The organism is Trebonia sp. (assembly GCF_030042015.1).
Classification (GTDB): Bacteria; Actinomycetota; Actinomycetes; order Streptosporangiales; family Streptosporangiaceae; genus Trebonia.
The window spans coordinates 1-23,256 of sequence record NZ_JASIAL010000142.1 but is presented as its reverse complement, the minus strand read 5'-3'; the positions used below and the strand labels follow the sequence as shown (position 1 = coordinate 23,256).

General features: G+C 71.2%; 21 protein-coding genes. 16 read left to right on the top strand and 5 right to left on the bottom strand.

Annotated features, from left to right (window positions below; genetic code table 11):
* The first annotated feature begins 301 nt into the window (after positions 1-301).
* The 3 genes from Q1N79_RS07310 (at position 302) to glgX (ending at position 4,784) form a co-directional block, all read left to right on the top strand.
* Entirely contained in the window at positions 302-859 is a 558-nt protein-coding gene (locus Q1N79_RS07310) for a cysteine hydrolase family protein (RefSeq protein WP_300605856.1), read from the top strand.
* Positions 860-984: 125 nt separating this feature from the next.
* A complete protein-coding gene (locus Q1N79_RS07305; protein WP_300605855.1) occupies positions 985-2,463 on the top strand; it encodes a glycogen synthase in 1,479 nt (492 codons plus the stop codon).
* A 113-nt stretch (positions 2,464-2,576) separates the two neighbouring features.
* Positions 2,577-4,784 (top strand): glycogen debranching protein GlgX, encoded by a 2,208-nt coding sequence (gene glgX / locus Q1N79_RS07300; protein ID WP_300605854.1) that lies wholly within the window; start codon positions 2,577-2,579, stop codon positions 4,782-4,784.
* Between the two features lie 56 nt (positions 4,785-4,840).
* Here the strand turns inward: glgX and Q1N79_RS07295 are convergent, their stop codons facing one another.
* The gene (locus tag Q1N79_RS07295) at positions 4,841-5,776 is read right to left on the bottom strand and encodes a hypothetical protein (RefSeq protein ID WP_300605853.1); all 936 of its coding nucleotides are present in this window, start codon (positions 5,774-5,776) and stop codon (positions 4,841-4,843) included.
* 222 nt (positions 5,777-5,998) lie between these two features.
* Here Q1N79_RS07295 and Q1N79_RS07290 point away from each other — a divergent pair, with 222 nt between their 5' ends.
* The 3 genes from Q1N79_RS07290 (at position 5,999) to Q1N79_RS07280 (ending at position 9,588) form a co-directional block, all read left to right on the top strand.
* Positions 5,999-7,141 carry an FAD-dependent oxidoreductase gene (locus Q1N79_RS07290; protein ID WP_300605852.1) on the top strand — a complete coding sequence of 381 codons (1,143 nt, stop codon included), beginning with the start codon at positions 5,999-6,001 and terminating at the stop codon, positions 7,139-7,141.
* Between the two features lie 94 nt (positions 7,142-7,235).
* Positions 7,236-8,768 (top strand): FAD-dependent tricarballylate dehydrogenase TcuA, encoded by a 1,533-nt coding sequence (tcuA, locus tag Q1N79_RS07285; protein WP_300605851.1) that lies wholly within the window; start codon positions 7,236-7,238, stop codon positions 8,766-8,768.
* Positions 8,769-9,312: 544 nt separating this feature from the next.
* Entirely contained in the window at positions 9,313-9,588 is a 276-nt protein-coding gene (locus Q1N79_RS07280) for a hypothetical protein (RefSeq protein ID WP_300605850.1), read from the top strand.
* A gap of 20 nt (positions 9,589-9,608) precedes the next feature.
* Here the strand turns inward: Q1N79_RS07280 and Q1N79_RS07275 are convergent, their stop codons facing one another.
* The 4 genes from Q1N79_RS07275 to Q1N79_RS07260 all read right to left on the bottom strand — a co-directional run bounded on the left by Q1N79_RS07275 (position 9,609) and on the right by Q1N79_RS07260 (position 15,460).
* Entirely contained in the window at positions 9,609-11,453 is a 1,845-nt protein-coding gene (locus Q1N79_RS07275; RefSeq protein ID WP_300605849.1) for a transketolase, read from the bottom strand.
* A 230-nt stretch (positions 11,454-11,683) separates the two neighbouring features.
* Positions 11,684-14,101, bottom strand: a complete 2,418-nt coding sequence (locus tag Q1N79_RS07270; protein ID WP_300605848.1) for an aerobic carbon-monoxide dehydrogenase large subunit — start codon at positions 14,099-14,101, stop codon at positions 11,684-11,686.
* Positions 14,082-14,564 carry a (2Fe-2S)-binding protein gene (locus Q1N79_RS07265; protein WP_300605847.1) on the bottom strand — a complete coding sequence of 161 codons (483 nt, stop codon included), beginning with the start codon at positions 14,562-14,564 and terminating at the stop codon, positions 14,082-14,084. Before Q1N79_RS07265 ends, Q1N79_RS07270 begins: the two co-directional genes overlap by 20 nt.
* Positions 14,561-15,460, bottom strand: a complete 900-nt coding sequence (locus Q1N79_RS07260; RefSeq protein ID WP_300605846.1) for a xanthine dehydrogenase family protein subunit M — start codon at positions 15,458-15,460, stop codon at positions 14,561-14,563. Before Q1N79_RS07260 ends, Q1N79_RS07265 begins: the two co-directional genes overlap by 4 nt.
* Positions 15,461-15,534: 74 nt before the next feature.
* Here Q1N79_RS07260 and Q1N79_RS07255 point away from each other — a divergent pair, with 74 nt between their 5' ends.
* The 10 genes from Q1N79_RS07255 to Q1N79_RS07210 all read left to right on the top strand — a co-directional run bounded on the left by Q1N79_RS07255 (position 15,535) and on the right by Q1N79_RS07210 (position 23,219).
* Entirely contained in the window at positions 15,535-16,482 is a 948-nt protein-coding gene (locus tag Q1N79_RS07255; RefSeq protein WP_300605845.1) for a LysR family transcriptional regulator, read from the top strand.
* 164 nt (positions 16,483-16,646) lie between these two features.
* Positions 16,647-16,937, top strand: a complete 291-nt coding sequence (locus Q1N79_RS07250; RefSeq protein ID WP_300605843.1) for a hypothetical protein — start codon at positions 16,647-16,649, stop codon at positions 16,935-16,937.
* 42 nt (positions 16,938-16,979) lie between these two features.
* A complete protein-coding gene (locus tag Q1N79_RS07245; RefSeq protein WP_300605841.1) occupies positions 16,980-17,855 on the top strand; it encodes a xanthine dehydrogenase family protein subunit M in 876 nt (291 codons plus the stop codon).
* A gap of 52 nt (positions 17,856-17,907) precedes the next feature.
* Entirely contained in the window at positions 17,908-18,387 is a 480-nt protein-coding gene (locus tag Q1N79_RS07240; protein ID WP_300605857.1) for a (2Fe-2S)-binding protein, read from the top strand.
* Between the two features lie 35 nt (positions 18,388-18,422).
* On the top strand, positions 18,423-20,810 hold the full coding sequence (locus tag Q1N79_RS07235; protein WP_300605839.1) for an aerobic carbon-monoxide dehydrogenase large subunit: 2,388 nt from the start codon (positions 18,423-18,425) through the stop codon (positions 20,808-20,810).
* A gap of 8 nt (positions 20,811-20,818) precedes the next feature.
* A complete protein-coding gene (locus Q1N79_RS07230; RefSeq protein WP_300605837.1) occupies positions 20,819-21,784 on the top strand; it encodes an XdhC family protein in 966 nt (321 codons plus the stop codon).
* Between the two features lie 28 nt (positions 21,785-21,812).
* A complete protein-coding gene (locus Q1N79_RS07225) occupies positions 21,813-22,400 on the top strand; it encodes an SRPBCC family protein (RefSeq protein ID WP_300605835.1) in 588 nt (195 codons plus the stop codon).
* A 21-nt stretch (positions 22,401-22,421) separates the two neighbouring features.
* Positions 22,422-22,676 (top strand): hypothetical protein, encoded by a 255-nt coding sequence (locus Q1N79_RS07220; RefSeq protein ID WP_300605833.1) that lies wholly within the window; start codon positions 22,422-22,424, stop codon positions 22,674-22,676.
* Between the two features lie 29 nt (positions 22,677-22,705).
* Positions 22,706-22,933, top strand: a complete 228-nt coding sequence (locus tag Q1N79_RS07215; RefSeq protein WP_300605831.1) for a hypothetical protein — start codon at positions 22,706-22,708, stop codon at positions 22,931-22,933.
* 13 nt (positions 22,934-22,946) lie between these two features.
* On the top strand, positions 22,947-23,219 hold the full coding sequence (locus Q1N79_RS07210) for a hypothetical protein (RefSeq protein WP_300605830.1): 273 nt from the start codon (positions 22,947-22,949) through the stop codon (positions 23,217-23,219).
* The last annotated feature ends 37 nt before the right edge of the window (positions 23,220-23,256 follow it).

The following is a 23,256-nucleotide window of genomic DNA, read 5'->3' as shown; positions in this document are numbered from 1 at the left end:
TGCCCGGGCCCGTGATCCGCATCGCGCCGAATCCCAGCCGGTTGACCGTGAGGTCGCCCCCCACGTGTGCCGTGCCCGCGGCCGCCGCCGTCGGCTTCGTGTCCAAGAGCACTCCTCCCGTGGCCGGCCCGTTACGGCCAGGCTTCACAGCGATACGCTGAGCCGCATCCTCTGTTTGGGTAGTCGGCGATGCCCGCACCCACCGCCAGCACCCGTGCCGCCGCCCTCCTCGACCGCATTTTGCCGGTGGCGGGGTCTAGCGTGGGGTTGACGGGGAGCGAGGCGTCAGCGAGGGAGAGCCATGACAACACTCGAGAACCGGCCGAACACCGCTCTGCTCGTCATCGACGTGCAGAACGGCGTCGTCGCGGGGGCGCACGCGCGGGACGCGGTCGTGGCGAACGTCGGCAGCCTCGTCGAGAAGGCGCGGCGGGAACGCGTCCCCGTCGTCTGGGTCCAGCACTGCGACGAAGGTCTCGCCCGCGGCAGCGATGACTGGCAGATCGTCCCCGAGCTGAGTCCGGGCGAAGCCGAGCCGCTTGTCGAGAAGAACTACGGCGACTCCTTCGAGGACACGACGCTCGAGACCGTGCTGTCGGACCTGCGGATCGGGCGGCTCGTCGTGGTCGGCGCGCAGACCGACGCGTGTATCCGCTCGACGCTGCATGGCGCGTTCGTCCGGGGGTACGACGCGACCCTCGTCAGCGATGCCCATACGACCGAGGACCAGACCGAGTGGGGGGCGCCGCCGCCGGACCAGGTCATCGCCCACACGAACCTGTACTGGACCTACCAGACGGCGCCCGGACGGACGGCGGGGACGGTCAAGACCGAGGACGTCGACTTCCGCGCGTCCTGAAACTGCCCGGCCCAGGACCTGCGCCACTTTCGCCCTATCCGGGCGATGCGGCCCGCCAGCGGCGCCCGTAAGCCTGAGCGCAAGCGTCGGTATGGCTGGCATCGGGCCGGCAACGCGGTGGGGGGGTGAGCGTGTACATCGTCATGGTGGCGGCCGAGTGCGCGCCTGCGGCGAAGTCAGGCGGGCTCGGTGACGTGGTGGCGGGCCTGAGCCGGGAGCTTGAGATCAGGGGAAACGCGGTCGAGGTCATCCTGCCCAAGTACTCCGGCCTGCACTACTCCGAGATCTGGGGGCTGGCGCCGAGCCATGAGGACTTGTGGGTGCCCTGGTACGCCGGGGCGGTCCGCTGCACCGTGTGGTTCGGTTACGCGAACGGACGCAAGTGCTTCTTCATCGAGCCGCATTCGGCGGCGAATCTCTTCGGCCGCGAGCGCCTGTACGGGTACGCGGACGACGCCGAGAGGTTCGCCTTCTTCTCCAAGGCGGCGCTCGAATTCATGGGGCAGGCAGGCAAGCGTCCCGACATCGTGCACTGCCACGACTGGCAGGCCGGGCTCGTCCCGGTCCTGCTGCGCGAGCAGTACGGCGCCGTGCTCGCGGAGCAGAAAATCTGCTACACCATACACAACTTCCGTCACCAGGGAACCAGCGACGAACACGTGCTCTGGGCCACCCAGCTCGGCAGGCCCGACCATTTCCTCGACGCCGACCGGCTGGGCGATGACTTCCGCTACCGGGGCCTTAACCCGATGAAGGGCGGCATCGTGTACGCGGACTTCGTGACCACGGTCTCCCCCAGCCATGCCGACGAGGCGCTGTACGGCGACGGCGGGTCGGGGCTCGGCCGCATCCTCAAGGAGCACCAGGCCAAGTTCCGGGGCGTGCTCAACGGCGTCGACTACGAGGTGTGGAACCCGGAGAGCGACCCGCTTGTCCCGGCCCGTTACTCGGCCGGCACCGCCGAGCGCAAGCAGGCGGACAAGGAGGCGCTCAGGGACAGGTTCTGGCTGCGCAAGACCCGCAGTCCCCTGGTCGCCTACATCGGCAGGCTGGACGAGCAGAAGGGCATGCACCTCGTGCACCATGCCCTCTTCTACACGCTGGACCTCGGCGGCCAGTTCGTGCTCATGGGCGACGCGCACCACCACGACCGGATCAACGGCCACTTCTGGCACCTCAAGGACTACCTGAACGACAACCCCGACTGCCACCTCGAACTCGGATACCGGGAGGAACTGGCTCATCTCATCTACGCGGGCGCGGACCTGCTCATCGTGCCGAGCATGTTCGAGCCGTGCGGGCTGGCCCCGCTGATCGCCATGCGGTACGGGACCGTGCCCGTGGTGCGGGCGACCGGCGGCATGATCGACACGGTCTTCGACCGCGACTACTCGGGGCGGCCGCCGGCCGAGCGCAACGGGTACGTCTTCCACCACACAGACAACCGCGCGGTCGAATCGGCGCTGGGCCGGGCGCTGCGGCTATGGTCGGCCCGGCCGCCGGAATTCCGCGAGCTGGCCGCCAACTGCATGCGCGCCGATTACTCGTGGGCCAGGCCCGGCGCGGAGTACCTGGACATCTACCGGGGCATCCGGCACGCGTGAGCACCCGCACGGGGTGATGACGGTTACCCGGTTCGCGCCTAGGAAAGAACGAGCAGCCGGCCGCGCGGCACGCCGACGTGCGTGCGCGGCCTCTCCAGAAAGGCGCGGCAGCAGTGACCACCCAGCAAACCACCACCGTCCAGGTTCCCGGCGCCCGCGTCGCCCCGGACGCGTTCGCCAAGCCTGACAGCCGGTCCGCGGGCGCGCTGCCGGGCAGCGCGCACCCGCTAGGCGCCACGCCCGGCGAGCACCTCGGCAGGACGGGCACGAACTTCGCGATCGCCTCAAGCATCGCCGAGCGCATCACCTTGTGCCTGTTCGACGGGACTGGCGCGGAAACGCAGATCCCGCTGCAGGACAACGACGCGGATGTCTGGCATGCCTTCGTGCCCGGAATCGGGCCGGGCCAGGCGTACGGGTACCGGGTCAGCGGACCCTGGGACCCGGCGCAGGGCCTGCGCTGCAACCCGGCCAAGCTCCTGCTCGACCCGTACGCGCGGGCGATCAGCGGAACGCTCTCGTTCGGGCCCGAGGTGCTCGCGCACGACCTGGCCAACCCGGACGCCCCGAGCACCCTCGACTCCTCCGCGCACGTGCCGCGGAGCCTGATCGTCGACCCGGCCTTCAACTGGCAGGACGCCAGCCGGCCCGGGCGCCGGTACTCGGACACGGTCCTGTACGAGGTGCACGTCAAGGGCTTCACGATGCGCCATCCCGACATACCGCCGCGGCTGCGCGGGACCTACGCCGGGCTCGCCCACGAGGCAGCGATCGCGCACCTGGTCGACCTGGGCGTCACCACGGTCGAGCTGCTGCCCGTGCACCAGAACGTGCCCGAGTCGTTCCTGCTCGACCGGGGGCTGACGAACTACTGGGGCTACAACACGATCGGCTTCTTCGCGCCGCACAACGGCTATTCGGCGCAGGTGCGGGCGGGCCGGCCGGGTGGCCAGGTCGGCGAGTTCAAGGCGATGGTGGACAAGCTGCACCAGGCCCGCCTGGAAATCCTGCTCGACGTGGTGTTCAACCACTCCGCCGAGGGAGGGCCGAACGGCCCCACGCTGTGCTTCCGCGGCATCGACAACCCGGCGTACTACCGGCTTGCGCCCGGCGACCCGCGCGACTACTACGACACGACCGGCACGGGCAACTCGCTGAACGCGGGCGACCCGATCACGCTGCAGCTGATGATGGACTCGCTGCGCTACTGGCTGGAGGAGATGCACGTCGACGGGTTCCGGTTCGACCTGGCGCCCACCCTGGCCCGGCAGGAGGGCGGCTTCGACAAGGTGGCCGCGTTCCTGGACATGGTCGCGCAGGACCCGGTGGTGTCGCGGGCCAAGATGGTCGCCGAGCCGTGGGATGTCGGGCAGATGGACAGCTATGACCTGGGCCGGTTCCCGCCGCTGTGGCGGGAGTGGAACGGCAAGTACCGGGACTCGATGCGCGACTTCTGGCGCAGCGAGCCGATCGGGATCGGCGAGTTCGCCGACCGGTTCGCCGGCTCGGCGGACCTGTACGCCACGGCCGGGCGCCGGCCCACGTCCTCGGTGAACCTGATCACCGTGCACGACGGCTTCACCCTGCGTGACCTGGTCTCCTACGACGACAAGCACAACGAGGGCAACGGCGAGGGCAACCGCGACGGGACCAGCGACAACCGCTCATGGAACTGCGGGGCCGAAGGCCCGGCCGACGATCCCGGGGTCAACGCGCTGCGTGCCCGCCAGTCCCGCGCCATGCTGACCACGCTCATGCTGTCGTTCGGCGTGCCGCTGCTGCTCGGCGGCGACGAGATGGGCCGCACCCAGCGCGGCAACAACAACGCCTACTGCCAGGACAACGAGACCACCTGGTTCGACTGGGCGAACACCGACGACGAGCTGCTCGAGTTCACACGGCGCCTGATCGCCTTCCGCCGGGCCCACCCGGTGTTCCGCCGCAGGCGGTTCCTCGCCGGCGCCGAGGCCGCCGAACTCCAGTGGTTCACCCCCCAGGGCGCCCCGATGGACGGCACCGACTGGGCCGATGGCAGCGCGCTCGCGATCGGCATCTACCTCGACGGGTCCGATGATCCCGACCGGGCCGAGGACGGCAGCGCGCTGCTCGACGACGACTTCCTTGTGCTGGTGAACGCCTGGTGGGAGCCGCTGGACTTCACGCTCCCCGAGACCAGGCCGCAGGCGGGATGGCGGGTCGAGATCGACACCTACGACCCGGTACTGCCGGACGCGCCCGCGACCGCCGGCGCCGCGGCCGCCGGCCACGTCACCGTCCGGCCGCGCTCGGTCGTCGTGCTCAAGAACCCCGCGCCCCGGTGAAAGGCCTGGTACGACCCCGCGGGAGCCCGGTAAGGCCGGACCAGGCCCTAACCCGGTTAGCCGAAGTTCCAGGTGATCGTGACTTGGCCGTTTCCGTCCGCGGTCGAGCCAGCGAACACCCGGGTCGAGGTCAGCGAGCCGGTGTAGGAGGTCGCGCCGCCGCCACCACCGCCGCCCCCGCCGCCGAAGCCGCCGCCCCCGCCGCCACTGCCGCTGGAGTAGCCCGCGCCGCCGCCGCCGCCGGAGCCGCCGAGAGAGCTGCCGCCGCCGCCGGCGCCCCCGCCCCCGGTACGGTTCCCCCCGGTGCCGCCGCCGCCGGCGTTGATGCCCCGGCCGGCGGAGCCGTTAAAGGCGCTGGAACCGCTGCTGCCCCCGTTGCCGCCGGGATCGGCGAGCGGGAGGTAGCCGACCGCGCCCCCTCCCCCGCCGCCGCCGGCGACGACGAGCGTGATCGGACTGCAGTAGGGCTCCCCGGGCGGGCACAGGTTGAGGTTGAGGCTGCTGGCCCCGCCCCCGCCGGCGGCGTCCTCAGAGCCGCCCGAGCCGGACCCGCCGCGGCCGCCGTGTGCCCAGCCCCAGCCGCCGTCGCCCGGGTTCGTCCGCCCGTTGGCGTTGCCGCCGCGGCCGGCCACCGACAGGACCAGTCGCGACCCGGCCGGCAGCGCGAGCGTGCCGGACACCTCCGCGCCGTACCCGCCCTTGCCGCAGGCGGACAGGTCGCACGCGTTGCCGCCGCTCCCGCCGTAGATCACCACCGTGGCGGAGACCGCGCCTTCCGGCACCGGGACCGTCTGGGTCGCGGCACCGATGTAGTAGAACGTCTCGGAGAACGGGGCCACAGGGAATGCCTGTGCCGCCCGCGCCGGACCCGCGGGCACGGTCGCGAGCGCGACCGCGCCGACCGCCAGCGAGCCTGCCGCCCCCGCCGCGAAGACGGCGCCCCGCCTGACGGCGGCCGGCCGCCGGCCGCGTAGTGATTTCCGCACTGACATGGTGCTTCCCCCTCAGCCAGCCAGGCCCGGCCCGGCTCCCCGTGCCGGGCCGCGTCTACGCACCTGCTGACACTTGGATCGCTCCCTACCCCAGTCGCAACGCATTCACACAGTTATCTCCTGCGCACCAAGCGTGGCGGTGCAGGCACCGTGGCGCCTGCCGCCCGCCTGTAGGCCGGCCAGGCCGGCGACCCGGAGTAGAGTCCGCAAGGGGGTGTCTTCATGCAGCAGACGCAGCTGCTCGTTATCGGCGCGGGGCCGTACGGGCTGTCGGCGGCGGCGCTCGCGCGGGAGCACGGCATCGACACCGTGATCCTCGGCCGGCCCATGGGCTTCTGGCGTGAGCACATGCCGGCGGACATGTTCCTTCGGTCCGGGCCGGACTGGCACCTTGACGCGGCGGGGCGGCACACGCTCCAGGCGTACCTGGAAGAGCGGCAGCTCCGCGCCGAGCAGGTCGATCCGATCCCGGTCGAGGTCTTCCTCGACTACGCCGGCTGGTTCAGGCGGGCCAAGGGACTGCGGGTCCGCGAGGACTTCGCCGACACCCTGGACCGGGTGAACGGCGGCTTCGAGGCAGCGCTGGGCAGCGGGGAGCGCGTTCGCGCGGACGCCGTGCTCGCCGCGCCAGGAATCAGCCGCTTCGCCAACCGCCCCGGCTGGGCGGCGTCGGTGCCGGCCGGGTACGCGGCGCACACCTGCGACCTGGTGCGCTTCGAGCCGATGGCCGGGGCGCGCGTGCTGATCATCGGCGGCAGGCAGAGCGCCTACGAATGGGCGGCGCTGCTGCGCGAGCACGGCGCGGCGAGCGTCGACATCGTGCACCGCCACGACGTGCCGCGCTTCGAGCGGGTCAGCTGGAAGTTCGTGGACGAGCACGTGGACCGGACGCTCGCGGTGCGCGGGTACTGGCGCAACCTGCCTGCCAGCGAGAAGGACGCGGTCGCCAGGCGCTTTTGGGAGGTCGGCCGGCTAACCCTCGAGCACTGGCTCACGCCCCGGCTGGACAGGGAGGGGATCACGCGGCGGCCGGGCACCGAGGTCACCGGGGTCACCGCGGCCGACGGGAACGGCTCGCTGCGGGTCGCGCTTTCCGACGGCAGCCGGCTGACCGCCGACCGCGTAGTGTTCGCCACGGGGTACCGGGCCGACCTCGCCAGCGTCCCCTACCTCGCGGGCCTGCTCGGTGACATCGAGCTGTCGAACGGCTTCCCCGTGCTCGACGAGGCCTTCCAGACCAGCGTGCCCGGCCTGTACGTCACCGGGTTCGCGGCGACGCAGGACTTCGGGCCGTTTTTCGGCTTCGTGAAGGGAGCACCGGCCGCCGCGACGCTCGTCGTCCGCGACCTGCTCGCGCGCCAGTGACGACCGGCCGCTGCCGCCGCGCGGTTCCTTGGGGTTTGTCCCGGGCTCGCGCGGCCGGGGCTGCCACCATTGGTACGGGAGGTGGCGCAGGGGCATGCGAACCCAGGCAGACGTCGTCGTCGTGGGCGCCGGCAACGCCGCGCTGTGCGCGGCGCTCTCGGCCCGCGAGACCGGGGCCGGCGTGCTGGTCCTCGAGCGGGCACCGTATGCCGAGCGCGGCGGGAACTCCGCCTTCACGGCGGGCGCGATGCGGTTCGCCTACAACGGCCGCGCGGAGATCCTCGAGCTCGTGCCCGACCTCAGCGCGGACCTGGCGGCCCGCACCGACTTCGGCGCCTATCCGCGGGAGCAGTTCCTCGACGACCTGGCCCGGGTGACAGAAAACCGCTGCGACCCGGAGCTGGCGGAGATTCTCGTGCGCGACAGCTTCGCCGCGCTGAGGTGGCTGCGCTCGAAGGGCGTCCGGTTCCTGCCGATCTACGGCCGGCAGGCGTTCGAGGTCGACGGCAGGTTCACGTTCTGGGGCGGCCTGACCATCGAGGCCAACGGCGGTGGCCGGGGCCTGATCGACTACCTGGCCAGGGCCTGCGCAGGCAACGGCATCGCCATCGAGTACGGCGCCCGCGCGACCCGGCTGTCCGCGGACGACCGCGGCCGGGTGGACGGGGTGTACGTGCGCCAGGGCAGGCAGGGCGGGCAGGGCGGGCAGGGCGGGCGGACCGCGCTCGTGCGGGCCGCGGCGGTGATCCTGGCCGCGGGCGGGTTCGAGGCCAACGCCGAGTGGCGCACCCGCTACCTCGGCCCGGGCTGGGACGTCGCCAAGGTCCGCGGCACCCGCTTCAACACCGGAGACGGGATACGGATGGCCCTTGAGGTCGGCGCCGCGCCCTGGGGCCAGTGGTCAGGGGCGCACGCGGTCGGCTGGGATTTCAACGCGCCGCCGTTCGGCGACCTGTCCGTGGGTGACGGCTTCCAGAAGCACAGCTACCCCTGGGGGATCATGGTCAACGCCGACGGCGACCGCTTCGTCGACGAGGGCGCCGACTTCCGCAACTACACCTACGCCAGGTACGGCCGGGTGATCCTCGCCCAGCCCGGGCAGTTCGCCTGGCAGGTGTTCGATCGCAAGGTCGCCCGCCTGCTGCGCGATGAGTACCGGATCAGGCAGGTCACCAAGGTCACCGGCGCCACCTTGGCGGAGCTGGCGGCGCGGATGGATGGCGTGGACCCCGGGCGCTTCCTCGCCACGGTGTCGGCGTATAACGCCGCCATCGACACGGACGTGCCCTTCAATCCGAATATCAAGGACGGCCGGCGCACCCGCGGGCTCGCCGTCGACAAGACGAACTGGGCGAACACCCTCGACACGGGCCCGTTCGAGGCGTATCAGGTGACGTGCGGGATCACGTTCACGTTCGGCGGCCTGCGGATCTCCACCGGGGCCGAGGTGATCGACGACGACGGGCAGGTGATCCCCGGCCTGTACGCATGCGGTGAACTCGTCGGCGGGCTGTTCTACTTCAACTACCCCGGCGGTTCTGGCCTGACCAACGGCGCGGTTTTCGGCCGGATCGCCGGACAGCGCGCGGGCGCCGCGGCCGTGGCCGCGCGGCACGGTCCGCCGTGACGACGGGAGACTCGCCGACCGCCACGCGGCTGTTACCCATTTGTGTTACTGATTTGGCGGCGTTTGCTGGCGTGTCGCGTGAGGGCAGGGCGTTAAGACCCGGCACAATAAGACCCGGCACGATACGACCAGGGACAAGACAAGGCCCCCTCCATTTATGGGATGGAGGGGGCCTTGCCCGGCCTGCCGCACCAGGCTTGCCGGTTACCCGGCCTGCCCGGCTCCGAGGGCCGGCCGCCAGGGCCAGTCACCCGCGCGAGGAACCGGTTTCCCGCTGCCTCCCACGACTCCGGAGTTGCCCCCGGGGATGGTGTCCGTTTCCGACGGTGAAAGCATTCTTACTCCTGCGCGAAGGCGCGGCGCAAGCGCCCGGGGACAATAATTGAGAATTTTTTCTTTATCCACAGAAAGCACGGGAGTTATCCGCAGATGAAGGCAGTTATCCACCGGCTCGTGCACAGCCTGTCCACAGGGGGCACGCGACGCGGGCGCACCGAGCGGGCTGCCCCGCCGCCGGACGGCGGGCGGGCATAGGGTCGGGCACATGACCTCGCCTGAGCCAGAACACCTCGACAACCGCCACCGGGATACGCTGCGCCAGATCTTCGAGCATCCCACCAGCCACAACATCGAGTGGCGGGCGGTGCTGTCGCTGCTGGAAGCCGTCGGCACGGTCAGCGTGCGGCATGACGGCAAGGTCGACGTCCAGCTCGGGAGCGAGCAGGAGTTCCTCGAGCCCCCCGCGGGCAAGGACGTAGACGCATCGCTGGTCATCGACCTGCGCCGGATGCTGACCAGCGCCGGTTACGGCCCGCGTTAACGGGCGGGCGCCGGCGCAGCTCACCCGCCGATCGCTTCGCGCGCCGCCTGGGCGATCTGGCCCGCGGAGATTCCGGCCGCCTCCATCAGCTCCTCGGGGGTCCCCGAGCCGGGCAGGTCACGCACGGCCAGGTGCCGGATGCGGACCGGATGCCCCGCGTCGTTGAGCGCCTCGAGCACCGCGCTGCCGATGCCGCCGGCCGGGTAGTGGTCCTCGGCGACCACGAGCCGGCCCGCGGTCGCGTCCGCGGCCTGCACGAGCGCCTGGGTGTCGATCGGCTTGACCGAGTACAGGTCCACGACGCGGGCGCCGATGCCCTCGCCGGCCAGCTGGCCGGCCGCGGCCAGGCAGTTGTGCAGGGTCACGCCGGCGCCGATGAGCGTCACCTGGTCGTCGGGGCCGGACCGCACAAGCTTGCAGCCGCCGATCGGGAACGGCTCGTCCGGCCCGTACAGCACCGGGTACGCGCCTCGGGTGGTGCGCATGTAGACGATGCCGCCGCGCTCGGCCATCTGCGCCACCAGGCTCGCGGCGCTCGTCGCGTCGCTCGGGTACAAGACCGTGGTGCCGTGCACGGCGCGCATCATCGCGATGTCTTCCAGGGCCATCTGCGACGGGCCGTCGGCGCCGATCTCGACGCCCGAGTGGGAGCCGCAGAGCCGGATGTTCGCCTGGGAGATGGCCGACATCCTGATGAAGTCGTAGGCACGGGTCAAGAACGCCGCGAACGTGGCGGCGAAGGGGACGTACCCGCGGACGGACATGCCCACCGCGGCGGCGATGAGCTGCTGCTCGGCGATGAACATCTCGAAGTAGCGCTCGGGGTACCACTTGGCGAACTCCTCCAGGTGCGTGGAGTTGTCCACCTCCCCGTCCAGCGCGACGACGTGCCCGAGCGCCCCGACCGCCGCGAGCGCCTGGCCGAAGGCCAGCCGGGTGGCGACCCTGGCGCCCAGCTCGAAGCGGGGCAGGTTCACCTCGCCGCTTGGCCACATCCGGGGCGTTCCTGCCTCCGGCCGCGGCCCGGCGACCACCAGGTCGCGCTGGCCGCCCAGCTCGATGATCGCGCGCTGCGCCATCGAAACGGGCAGCGGCCTGCCGTGCCAGCCCTCGCGGTCCTCGACCTCGTCGAACCCGCGGCCCTTGCGGGTGCGGGCCAGGATCACCGTGGGCCGGTCCGCGCCGGCCGCGTCGAAGAACGCCTTGTCGATCTGCTCGATGTCGTGCCCGTCGATCACGACCGCGTGAGCGCCGAACGCCTCGGCCCGCCTGGCGTAGGCGTCAAGGTCCCAGCCCAGTTCGGTCGGGCCGCGCTGGCCGAGGCGGTTCACGTCCACGATCGCGGTCAGGTTGCTGAGCCGGTAGTAGGCGGCCTTGTCCAGCGCCTCCCACATCGATCCTTCCGCGGTCTCGCTGTCCCCGCACAGCACCCACACCCGGTACGGCAGCTCGTCCAGGTACCGGCCGGCCAGCGCGACGCCGACGCCGTCCGGGAGCCCCTGGCCCAGCGAGCCGGTGGCGACATCGACCCACGGCAGCACGGGGGTCGGGTGGCCTTCCAGCCGCGAGCCGAACCGCCGGTACCTGGTGATCAGCTCCTCGTCGGAGACGACACCGGCCGCCTTGAACATCGAGTACAGCAGCGGGGACGCGTGCCCCTTGGAAAAGATGAGGTGGTCGTTGGCCGGGTCGTCCGGCCGCTGCCAGTCATAGCGGAAATGCCGGGCCAGCAGCACCGCCATCAGGTCGGCGGCCGACATGCTCGACGTCGGATGGCCGGATCCGGCCGAGGTGCTGCAGCGGATCGAATCGACTCGCAGCTGGGCGGCGAGCTCGCGGATCTGGTCCAGGATCTGCTCGGTCATGGCGTTCTCCTCACAACTGCCAAGGTTCGGGCCGCTCTGGCACAGCCGGCCGCGAAGCCCGTCGCTGGTGGTTACCTTCGGCTACAACTGTGACACGAAACGATCACGTCTGATGGGACGGGGCCGGCCACGGCGGGCAGCGCGATGCCCGTAAGCAGGCGCCAGGGACCGTTCGGAAAAATCTTCATTATCCCGAACGGACCGGCGCGCCTGTTCCCGGTCAGGGATGCTCAGCTGAGCGCCAGGTCGGGGCGGACCGGCCGGCCCTGGATGGCGCGCCACACGTTGGCCGGGGTCAGCGGCATGTCCGCGTGCACGACGCCGAACGGGGCGAGCGCGTCGACGACCGAGTTCACGATGGCGGCCGGCGAGCCGACGGTGGCGGACTCCCCGATGCCCTTGGCCCCGATCGGATGGTGCGGGGACGGCGTCACCGTCTGGCCGAGCTCGGGCGACGGGCACTCCATCGACGTGGGCAGCAGGTAGTCCATGAAGGAGCCGCCCAGGCAGTTGCCGGCCTCGTCGAACACGATCGCCTGCATCAGCGCGATGCCGATGCCGTCGGCGATGCCGCGGTGCACCTGGCCCTCGACGATCATCGGGTTGATCCGGACGCCGCAGTCGTCGACGGCGATGAAGCGCCGCACCCTGACCTCGCCGGTGCCCGGATCGACGTCGGTCACGCAGACGTAGGCCCCGAACGGGAACGTTAGGTTCGGCGGGTTGTAGACGGCGGACGCGTCCAGGTGCCCTTCGACCCCGTCCGGCAGCTCGAGCGTCGAGTGCGCGGCCATCGCGATCTCGGCGATGCCGCGGGCGGTGTCCGGGTCCCCGCGTACCCGCCACTTGCCGTCCAGCCACTCCAGGTCGTCGGCGGCCACCTCGAGCATCGCCGCCGCCACCAGGCGCGCCCGCTCCCGCACCTTGCGGGCCGCGACGACGGCCGCGGCCCCGGAGACGGGCGTGGACCGCGACCCGTAGGTGCCAAGGCCGAACGGGGTCCGGTCGGTGTCGCCGTGCACGACCTCGACGTCGTCCGGCGACAGGCCAAGCTCGTGGGCCACGAGCTGCGCGAACGTGGTCTCGTGGCCCTGGCCCTGGGTCTGCACGGAGATGCCGAGCACCGCCTTGCCCGTCGGGTGCACCCGCAGGTCGGCGCCGTCGGCCATGCCGAAGCCGAGGATGTCCATGTGGCTGCGCGGGCCGGCGCCGACGCCTTCTGTGAAAAAGCTCAGTCCGATGCCCATGTACTCGCCGCGGGCGCGCTTTTCCGCCTGCTCGCGGCGCAGCTCGTCGTAGCCGGCCATGTCCAGCGCCAGCCGCAGCGCGCGCGGGTAGTCGCCCGAGTCGTACTGCCAGCCGGTCGGGCCCGTGTAGGGGAACTGCTCGGGCTTGAGCAGGTTGCGCATCCTCAGCTCGGCCGGGTCGATCGACAGCTCGCGGGCCAGCATGTCGGTCAGCCGCTCGACCAGGTACACGGCCTCGGTGACCCGGAACGAGCAGGAGTAGGCGACGCCGCCTGGCGCCTTGTTCGTGTAGACGCCGGTCACCTCGCAGTACGCCGCCCGCATGTCGTAGGAGCCGGTGAAGATGTGGAAGAACCCGGCAGGGAACTTGGACGGCTGCGCGGTCGCGTTGAACGCGCCGTGATCGGCGAGCACCCGCGCGCGCAGCGCGAGGATCTTCCCGTCGGCGGTCGCGGCGATCTCGCCGTGCATGTGGTAGTCGCGCGCGAACGTGGTGGACATCAGGTTCTCTGACCTGTCCTCCATCCACTTCACCGGCCGCCCGGTCACGATCGAGGCGACGACCGCGCACACGTAGCCCGGGTACAGCGGCACCTTGGCGCCGAAACCGCCGCCAAGATCGGGGGAGACGATCCGGATCTTGTGCTCAGGCACGCCGATGAGCGTGGCGTACAGCGTCCGGTGCGCGTGCGGGGCCTGGGTGGTCGACCACAGGGTCAGCTTGCCGGTGACGGCGTCCATGCCGGCGACGATCCCGCAGGTCTCAAGCGGGGCGGGATGGGAGCGCGGGTAGACCATGTCGCAGCCCACCACCACGTCCGCGGCGGCGAAGGCGGCGTCGGTGGCGGCCTGGTCCCCCGCGGCCCAGTCGAAGATCCGGTTGGAGCCGCGTCCGGGCAGGTCGTCCCGGACGAGCGGCGCGCCGGGGTCAAGCGCGGTCCTGGCGTCGATCAGCGGCGGCAGCGGCTCGTAGTCGACCGCGATCAGCTCGAGTGCGTCCCGCGCGGCGTACCTGTCGGTCGCGACCACGAAGGCGACCTCCTGGCCCTGGAACCGCACCTTGTCGGTCGCCAGCACCGCCTGCGCGTCGCCCGAGAGCGTGGGCATCCAGGCAAGGCCGCGCTGCGCCAGGTCCGCGCCGGTGAGCACGGCCATGACCTTGGGGTGGGCGAGCGCCGCGGTCGCGTCGACGGTCACGATCCTGGCGTGGGCGAGCGGGCTGCGCAGCACCGCGCCGTGCAGCATCCCCGGCAGGGAGATGTCGTCGACGAAGGTGCCCTGGCCCCTGATGAACCGCGCGTCCTCTTTGCGCGGCAGCGGCCCGTAGGCCCCGTAGGCCCCGCTGGCCGCGCTGGCCGCGCTGGCTGCGTTCCCTCCGTGATCACGGGCGTGCATCGTCATCGCTCCCGTCATGCCGCGCGGCCCACAGCACGGACCGGACGATGTTCTCATACCCCGTGCACCGGCAGATCTGCCCGGATATCGCCTCGCGTATCTCCGCCGCGGTCGGATCGGGGTTGCGGTCGAGCAGCCAGCGCGCGGTCATCATCATGCCCGGCGTGCAGAACCCGCACTGCAGCCCGTGACACGCGGAAAAGCCCTCCTGCACCGGGTCGAGCACGCCGTTCCTGGCCAGGCCCTCCACGGTCGTGATCCGCCTGCCGTCGGTCATCGCCGCCAGCACCGTGCACGACTTCACGGGCGTCTCGTCCAGCCACACCACGCAGGCGCCGCAGTTGGAGGTGTCGCAGCCCCAGTGCGAGCCGGTCAGGCCGAGCTCGTCGCGCAGGAAGTGGATGAGCAGCAGTCGCGGCTCGATCGCGGCCGTGTACTCCGCTCCGTTGACGGTCAGGGTGAGCTTCATGACGCGGGCCCGCCGGCGCGCGCGACGGCGGCGCGCAGCACCCTGGTGGTGAGTTCGCGCACGAGGTGGCGCTTGTAGTCGGCCGGGCCGCGCTGGTCGGTGACCGGGCGGCAGTGCTCGGCCGCGATCTGCCCCGCCCTGGCCAGGGTCTCCTCGTCGGCTGGGCGGCCGGTGAGGAAGTCTTCGGCCTCGGCGGCCACGAAATGCGCCGCGCCGACCGCGGTCAGCCCGATGCCGACGTCAGCGATGCTCTGCTTGCCACCACCGGCGTCCGCGAGCCAGACCGCCGCTCCGGCGGCGCCGACCGGCCAGTCGCCCGCCCGGCGGGCCACCTTCAGGTACGCGCTGCCGCCGCGCTGGCGTTCCGGCCGGATCGGCAGCCTGATCTCTGTCAGCAGCTCGGACGGGCCGACCACGGTCTCGTACGGGCCGGTGTGGAACGCCCGGGCGCTTACCTCCCTGGTGCCGCCTGGGCCCTGGATGACCATGGTGCCCCGCACCGCCGCGAACGCCGCGGACAGGTCCTCGGAGGGGTCGGCCTGGCAGAGCGAGCCGCCCACGGTGCCCCAGTTCCTGACGATGGGATCGGCGATCACCCGCTCGGCGTCATGCATGATCTGGAAGTGCTCGCCCGCCAGCTGCGAGTCAAGCAGCTGAGCGTGCCTGGTCAGCGTGCCGATGCGCAGCTCGTCCCCGGCCCTGCCGATGTAGCACAGGTCGGTGAGCCCGTTGATGTCGACGAGCACTTCTGGCTGCGCCAGGCGCAGCTTCATCATCGGGATCAGGCTGTGCCCGCCGGCCAGGATCTTGGCCTCAGGCCCGTACCTGGCCAGCAGCGCGAGCGCGTGCTGCACGCTGGTGGCCTTCTCGTACTCGACGTGCGCGGGAACCTGCACTACGACCTCCCCCGGCCCGGGGCCGCGGCCCCTGGTTGGAGAGGTCCCGGCGATGGGCCACACTGGATCTTGACATGACACTCACCCAGCTGAACGCGTTCGTCCTGGTGGCCCGCCTGGGCTCGGTGCGGGCCGCCGCCGGCGCGCTCGGCGTGAGCGAGCCGGCCGTGTCGCAGGCTCTCACCGCGCTGCGCAACTACCTGGGCGACCAGCTGATCACCCGCGGCCCCGCGGGCATGACGCTGACGCCCGGCGGCTCCCGGCTGCTGGCTACCGCCTCCCAGATCGTGGTGCTCGGCGCCGAAGCGCACGCCGCGGTGCGGGCCGCGCAGGGCGCGCCGGAGCAGCTGCGGATCGTCGCCACCCCGACGTTCGCCGAATTCGTGGTCGGCCCGCTGGTCGAGGCGTTCAGCAGGCGGTTCCCCGGGCCCGTCGAGGTCTCCACGGGCGTGGCCGCCTCCGGCGAGCATGCCGTGCTTGTCGCGAACCGGCTCGCCGACGTCGCCTTCGGCCCGGGTGTCACGGGCGAGAACGAGATGCCGATCGTCAGCGAGCCCATCTTCAAGTACCGGCTGGCCGTGGTCGCCGGGGGGCACGGCAGGCCGCAGGGGGCGCCCAGGCAGTGGCGGTGGCTGGTGGACCCGAACGCGACCGACCCCGCCACCGCGACAGCCAGGCTGCTTGCCCGGCTGGGCGTTCCCGACGGCAACATCCGGGTCTTGCCGAGCCTGACCGCCGCGTGGGCGGCCGCCGCTGACGGCGCGGGCGTCGCGCCCGCGATCGAGCACCTGATTTCCGCCCAGCTGCGGCGCGGTGAGCTGTCGATCGTCGAGATGCCAGGGCTGCCCATGGACGAGTGCTGGTACGCGACGTTCCTTGAGCGGGAGTACCGCAGCAGCGCGGCCGGCGCGCTGCGCCGGTTCCTCGGCACCCCTGACGCGATGCAGCTGATGCGGTCGCCCGCCGCCGGCGTGCCGCCGTCCCGGTTCAAGCCCCCGGTGTATGTCACCATCTGGAGCTGAAAACCCGCCATCAGCCATCATGTTCACCCAGCCGGACGTGTCGAGTTAAGCGTTAGCTTATTTGGCTGTTGCGGCGTGAGACACCGGGGCGCACTATACGGATGAAATTTCGTTGGCGACGATGCCGGCCTGGAGGCACCGTCCTATCGGGCGGGAGGCTGCGCATGCGCATCGAGTCCAGCGGCCACAGCACGGGCAATCCGCGCCTGTACGAGCTGATCGAGCACGCGCCCAAGACCGGGAAGAGCCCCACGGTGTGGGCCTGGCCCGAGCTCGTCGACTATCTCAAGATCGCCGGGCAGCCGGTCTCCGGGCCGTGGCCGCCGCACCAGGAGCCGCGGCCTGACCCCGACTACGAGGCGGGGCCGGTCGCGGTGGCCGACCCGCACTCAGCGCCCGCCGCATCGCCCGCCGCGGGGGCGGCCCCGGCCGGTCCCCCACACGACGCGGCCTGACCTGCGATTCACGTCATTTCCCGCCCACCCCGGAGGCAGCGAATGTACCCATCGCGGTTCCGCTATGAGGCACCGCATTCCCTGGACGAGGCGATCAGCCTGCTGCGAGGCGGCGGCGACTACGCCAAGGTGCTGGCCGGCGGCCAGAGCCTCGTCCCGCTGATGAAGCTGCGCTTCGCATCGCCGGAGCTCGTGGTCGACATCAACAACGTTCCCGGCCTTGGCTACCACCGGGCCGACCCCGACGGCACGCTCCGCATCGGGGCGCTGTGCCGCCACGCGGATCTGGAGCACTCCGACCTGCTGCCGGGCACCCAGCCCACGATGGCCGCCGCTGCCCCGCTCATCGCTGACCCGATCGTGCGCAACCGGGGCACGCTCGTCGGCTCGCTCTGTCACGCCGACCCGCAGGGGGACTGGGCGTCGGTCGTGGTCTCACTCGGCGGTTCCGTGGTGGCGGCCGGGCCGGCCGGCCGGCGGGTGATCCCGATGGCGGACTTCGTGACCGGGCCGTTCCAGAACGTCCTGGCGCCGGACGAGATCGCGGTCGAGGCCGTCATCCCGCCCGCCAAAGGTGTCCGCGCGGGCGGCTACCTCAAGCTGGAGCGGCGGGTCGGCGACTTCGCCACGGTCGGCGTCGCGGTCGCGATCGAGACCTCGGGCGAGGTCGTGACCAGGGCCGGGATCGCGCTGACAGGCGTCGGCGGGTCCACGATCGCGGCGACCGAGGCGGCGCAGGCGCTGGTGGGCCAGCCGCTGACCGCCGGGAGCATCGGGCGGGCGGCCGACCTGGCCGCCGCGGCCGCGCAGCCGAGAACCGATCACCGCGGCAGCGCCGAGTACAAGCGGCACATGGTGGCGACGTTCGTCGAGCGCATCTTGTCCCGGGCCGATCACGAGGCGGAAAGGGCAGCCTGAGATGACCATGGTGTACGAGGACCGCGGCGACGAGGCCGCGGGCGAGGTGCCGATGCGCCGGATCCGGTTCACGATCAACGGCGAGAAAAAGATCGCCGAGGTCGAGCCGCGGCTGCTGCTGTCCCACCTGATCCGCCGCGGCGTCGGCCTGACCGGCACGCACATGGGCTGCGACACCACCAACTGCGGCGCGTGCACCGTGCTCGTCGACGGCCGCGCCGTCAAGTCCTGCACGATGCTCGCGGTCCAGGTGGACGGCCATGCCGTCGAGACCGTCGAGGGCCTCGCCGCGGCGAGCGAGCTGCACCCGCTGCAGGAGGGCTTCAAGCAGGAGCACGGCCTGCAATGCGGGTTCTGCACGCCGGGAATGATGATGGCCGCCAAGGCCCTGCTCGACCGGAATCCGGATCCGACCGAGGAAGACGTGCGCTGGGCGCTGTCGGGCAACCTCTGCCGGTGCACCGGCTACCAGAACATCGTGAAGTCGGTGCTGTGGGCCGCGGCGAAGCTGCGGGCCGAGGCCGCCGGGTAGCGACGGCGCTGAGACCAGACGGGAAGAGTAGGACAATGTCGCAGGCAGTAGACGAGATCAAGATCGGCGGAATCGGCGCGAGCCGCAAGCGCGTGGAAGACGACCGCTTCATCCGCGGCAAGGGCAACTACACCGACGACATCGTGCTGCCCGGCATGCTGCACATGGAGATCCTGCGCAGCCCGCTGGCGCACGCGCGGATCAGGTCCATCGACACCAGCAAGGCCTGGCAGATCCCCGGCGTCCACCTGGTGCTGACCGGCGAGATGATGGCCAGCAGGAACCTGGCGTGGATGCCGACCCTGTCCTACGACACGCAGGCCGTGCTCGCCACCGACAAGGTGCGCTTCCAGGGCCAGGAGGTCGCCTGCGTCATCGCCGACGACCCGTACATCGCCAAGGACGCGTGCGAGGCGATCGAGGTCGACTACGAGCCGCTGCCGGTCATCGTCAACCCGACCCAGTCGCTGGCCCCTGACGCGCCGGTGATCCGCGACGACAAGGAGAACCAGCCCGACAACGTCATCTACAACTGGGAGGTCGGCGACGGCGAAGGCACCGACCGCGCGTTCGCGCGGGCGGACCTCGTGTCCAGGCTGGAGCTGCACTACCCGCGCTCGCACCCGTCGCCGATCGAATGCTGCGGCTCGATCGCCGACTTCAACAGGGCCACCTCCAAGCTCACCGTCTACATGACCACGCAGGCCCCGCACATCATCCGGGCCGCGGTCGCGATGGTGGCGGAGCTGCCCGAGCACATGATCCGGATCATCTCGCCGGACATCGGCGGTGGCTTCGGCAACAAGGTGCCGGTCTACCCGGGGTACGTCTGCTCGATCCTGGCCTCGATCCTGCTGGAACGGCCGGTCAAGTGGATCGAGGACAAGTCGGGCAACCTGATCTCGACCGGGTTCGCCCGCGACGTGTACCTCAAGGGCGAGATCGCGCTGCGCAAGGACGGCAAGATCCTGGCCGTCCGGATGCACACCGACGCCGACCACGGGGCGTTCTTCTCCGACGCCCAGCCGAGCAAGTTCAAGATCGGGCTGATGCACTCGGCCTTCGCCGCCTACGACATCCCGGTCGCCCACCTGACCGCGCGCGGGGTGTACACCAACAAGGCGCCGGGCGGGGTCGCCTACCGGTGCTCGTTCCGGGTGACCGAGGCGATGTTCTTCCAGGAGCGGATGATCCAGGCCGCGGCCAGCGACCTGGGCATGGACCAGGCGGCGTTCCGCCGGATGAACTTCGTGGCCGACGACGACTTCCCGCACCGCACGCCGTTCGGCTTCCTCACCGACTCGGGCCAGTACGCCAAGTGCCTGGACGTCGGCCTGCAGGCGATCGGGTACGAGGACTTCCGGCAGCGCCAGGAGGAGGCCCGCTCCCGCGGCCGGCTGCTCGGCCTGGGCATCTCCACGATGACCGAGCCGCTCGGGGCCGGCAACAGCCGGGAGTTCGACATCCTCGGCATCAAGATGTTCGACTCCGCCGAGCTCAAGGTGCACATGACGGGCAAGGCGATCCTGCGGACAGGCGCGCGCACCCAGGGCCAGGGACACGAGACCACCTGGGCGCAGATCGTGGCCCACGAGCTCGGCATCCCGGCCGAGGACGTGGTGGTCGAGGAGGGCGACACCGACACCGCCCCGTTCGGCATGGGCACGTACGCGTCGCGCAGCACGCCGGTGGCCGGCGCGGCGGTGGCGATGGTGTCCCGCAAGATCCGCGCCAAGGCCCGCAAGCTGGCCGCGCACCTGCTTGAGGTCTCGGAGGAGGACGTCGACTGGGAGCTCGGCCGGTTCTACGTGCGCAGCGCCCCGGACCGCGGGGTCACCATCCAGGAATGCGCGATCGCCGCCTACAGCAACATGCCCGATGGCATGGAGCCTGGCCTGGAGAACACCGCCTACTACGACCCGCCGAACCTTACCTGGCCGTTCGCGGTCTACATCATCACGGTCGAGGTAGACCAGAAGACCGGCGTGTGGGACGTGCTGAACGCGGTCGCGGTCGACGACTGCGGCGTCCGCATCAACCCGATGATCGTGGAAGGCCAGATCATGGGCGGGCTCACCGAGGCGTACGCGATGTCCAACATGCAGTTCATCACGTTCGACGCCGACGGCAACTGCGTCGGCTCGAACTACATGGACTACCTGCTGCCCACCGCGTGGGAGACGCCGGGCTGGGAGCTGCACAGCGAGGTCGTCACGCCGTGCCCGCACCATCCGCTCGGCGCCAAGGGGATCGGCGAGTGCGCGGCCGTCGGCGGGCCTGCCGCGTTCGTGAACGCCGTGATCGACGCGCTGTCCGGCACCGGTGTCCGCAACATCGACATGCCGCTGCTGCCCGACCGGGTCTGGGAAGCCCTGACCTACCACCGCGACGTCTCCGGCGCGCCGCCGGTCCGGGGGGACTAGAAGTCATGATGGCCGACGAGAGCTGGGGCGTCCTGGAGCAGGCCGCGGAGCTGGCGCGCCGCGGCGAGGCGTTCGCGCTGGCGACCGTGGTGTGGCGGCAGGGACCGTCGTCGGGGAAGAAAGGCTCGCGGGCGATCATCACCGCGAGCGGTGAGCTGCACGGCTGGATCGGCGGGGCCTGCGCCGAGCCCGCGGTCATCCGCGAGGCCCGCCTGGTGATCGAGTCCGGCGACGCCCGCCTGCTGCTCCTGGGCAGCCCGGAGCAGTTCGGCGGCGCCGTTCCCGAGGGGATGGCCGTCGTGCCGATCTCCTGCCAGAGCGAGGGAGCGCTCGAGGTGTACATCGAGCCGGTGCTGCCCGCCCCGCGCCTCGTGGTCGTGGGCGGCTCGCCGATGGCGCAGACGCTCACGAGGCTGGCGCAGACGCTGGGCTGGCACGCCGACCTGATCGCGGGCGAGGACTTCGGCGCCGAGGACGCGGACCGGCACTCGATGGTCGTCGTCGCCACGCAGGGACACAACGACGAGGAGGTGCTCGAGCGGGCCGCGGCCGCCCGGCCGGCCTACCTGGGCCTGGTCGGCTCGCAGAAGCGGGGCACGGCGGTGCTCGGCTACCTTGCCGACCGGGGCGTGCCCGCCGAACAGCTAGACCACGTCCATGTGCCGGCCGGGCTCGACCTGGGCAGGACGACGCACACCGAGATAGCGGTCGCGATCCTGGCCGAGCTGGTGCAGCTGCGCGCCTCCGGCGCGATAGTCACCGCCGCGACGACGGCCGCGCCGGCCGGGCGGGCGGCGCGCGGCACGGCGCCCGCCGCCGAGGCGATCGACCCGGTGTGCGGGATGACGGTGGTCACCGCCCAGGGCGGCGGCCTGCCGTTCGAGCACGACGGAACCACCTACTACTTCTGCTGCGCCGGCTGCCGCCGGGCATTCGCGAACGACCCCGCCGCCTACGCGCACGCACCACGATGACAGGCCCCACGGTGAAGAGAGACACCCAATGCTGATCAAGAACGAGTTCGAGGTCCCCGAACCGGTCGACAAGGTGTGGGAGTTCTTCCAGAACATCCCGCAGGTGGCCACCTGCCTGCCTGGCACCGAGCTGACCGAGGACCTCGGCGACGACAAGTACAAGGGGCGGGTCGCGATCCGGATGGGGCCGGTCCGGCTGCAGTTCGCCGGCACGGCCGACATCACCGAGCGGAACGAGGCGGCCAAGCGGATCGTCGTCAACGCGGCCGGCGCGGAGGAAAAGGGCCGCGGGCAGGCGAGCATGGTGGTGACGGCGACGCTGGCGCGGGCCGGCCGCGGCACGCGGGTCGACGTCACCCAGGACCTGCAGCTGGCAGGCGCCGCCGCGCAGTACGGACGCGGCATGATCGGCGACGTCAGCTCGGTGCTGATGCACGACTTCGCCGCCAACCTGCAGGACCGCATCGAGCGGATCGACCGGGGCGAGACGGCTGAGCAGATCGCCGCGGCGGCGGCCACCCCGGCGCGCGGCCTCACCCTCGGGCTGCGGGCCGCGCTGATGGCCCTGGCCCGGGTCTTCCGCCGGTTCTTCCTCCCGTACCACGCGACAACCTGAGCTGACATAAAGGAGAAGGCCATGGTCCTGTGGTGGATCGGCAGCGTGATCTTGCTTGTGGTGGTGCTGCCCGTCGTCATCTACCTGCTCAACCGGGTCCTCGCGGCGACCGAGCGGGTGCGCGCCGCGACCGACGACATCCTGGCCGGCGGGGTCGCCCTGATCGGCAAGCTCGACGGCGTCCCCGACGGGCTCGCCGAGACGGACACGACCATCGAGGCAGTGAAGGTCGGCGCGGTCCGGTACGCGGGCTCGGTCGCCAAGCTTCTCGGCTGACGCGGATAAGCGGATAAGGAGCACCTGACATGCCAGCAGTCGCCTGGTTCACGCTGATCGTCGCCGCGCTGATCATCGCGATCACCGCGGTGGGCCTGCTGCGGGTGATCTTCCACCTGCGGGCGGTCCGCAAGACGCTGGCCGCCACCACCGGCGGCGTGCAAGCCGTCGCCAGCCTGACCAGCACCGTGCCCGAGCGGCTTACCTCGGTCAACGCGAACCTGAAGCCCGTCCGCGACTTCTGCGAAACGATCTGAGAGGAGCCTTTCAGTGCAATCGCATGTCCTCGCCGCGGGATACAGCACCACCGGCTGGGTGGTGGGCTACACGATCGGCGGCGTGATCGTCCTCGTCGTCGTGGCGCTCGTGGTCCCGATCCTGCTGCTCGCCCGCTCGATCGGCAACGAGGCGCCGAAGATCAACGCCGGGCTGACCGACGCCGTGCACAACACCGCGCCGCTCGCGGCGCTGCGCACCACGATCGAGCACGCAACGATCATCATCGGCGGGCTGCAGCGCGGCCGGGCCAGGCTGGGAGGTTAGCCATGCACGCGCTCGCGATGTCAGCATTGGCGATGTC

Bases quoted from the DNA above. Each gene is read 5' to 3' on its own strand.
- Q1N79_RS07310 (WP_300605856.1), top strand. From the start codon at position 302: ATGACAACACTCGAGAACCGGCCGAACACCGCTCTGCTCGTCATCGAC.
- Q1N79_RS07295 (WP_300605853.1), bottom strand. From the start codon at position 5,776: ATGTCAGTGCGGAAATCACTACGCGGCCGGCGGCCGGCCGCCGTCAGG.
- Q1N79_RS07290 (WP_300605852.1), top strand. From the start codon at position 5,999: ATGCAGCAGACGCAGCTGCTCGTTATCGGCGCGGGGCCGTACGGGCTG.
- tcuA (WP_300605851.1), top strand. From the start codon at position 7,236: ATGCGAACCCAGGCAGACGTCGTCGTCGTGGGCGCCGGCAACGCCGCG.
- Q1N79_RS07280 (WP_300605850.1), top strand. From the start codon at position 9,313: ATGACCTCGCCTGAGCCAGAACACCTCGACAACCGCCACCGGGATACG.
- Q1N79_RS07275 (WP_300605849.1), bottom strand. From the start codon at position 11,453: ATGACCGAGCAGATCCTGGACCAGATCCGCGAGCTCGCCGCCCAGCTG.
- Q1N79_RS07270 (WP_300605848.1), bottom strand. From the start codon at position 14,101: ATGACGATGCACGCCCGTGATCACGGAGGGAACGCAGCCAGCGCGGCC.
- Q1N79_RS07265 (WP_300605847.1), bottom strand. From the start codon at position 14,564: ATGAAGCTCACCCTGACCGTCAACGGAGCGGAGTACACGGCCGCGATC.
- Q1N79_RS07255 (WP_300605845.1), top strand. From the start codon at position 15,535: ATGACACTCACCCAGCTGAACGCGTTCGTCCTGGTGGCCCGCCTGGGC.
- Q1N79_RS07250 (WP_300605843.1), top strand. From the start codon at position 16,647: ATGCGCATCGAGTCCAGCGGCCACAGCACGGGCAATCCGCGCCTGTAC.
- Q1N79_RS07245 (WP_300605841.1), top strand. From the start codon at position 16,980: ATGTACCCATCGCGGTTCCGCTATGAGGCACCGCATTCCCTGGACGAG.
- Q1N79_RS07240 (WP_300605857.1), top strand. From the start codon at position 17,908: ATGCGCCGGATCCGGTTCACGATCAACGGCGAGAAAAAGATCGCCGAG.
- Q1N79_RS07235 (WP_300605839.1), top strand. From the start codon at position 18,423: ATGTCGCAGGCAGTAGACGAGATCAAGATCGGCGGAATCGGCGCGAGC.
- Q1N79_RS07230 (WP_300605837.1), top strand. From the start codon at position 20,819: ATGGCCGACGAGAGCTGGGGCGTCCTGGAGCAGGCCGCGGAGCTGGCG.
- Q1N79_RS07225 (WP_300605835.1), top strand. From the start codon at position 21,813: ATGCTGATCAAGAACGAGTTCGAGGTCCCCGAACCGGTCGACAAGGTG.
- Q1N79_RS07220 (WP_300605833.1), top strand. From the start codon at position 22,422: ATGGTCCTGTGGTGGATCGGCAGCGTGATCTTGCTTGTGGTGGTGCTG.
- Q1N79_RS07215 (WP_300605831.1), top strand. From the start codon at position 22,706: ATGCCAGCAGTCGCCTGGTTCACGCTGATCGTCGCCGCGCTGATCATC.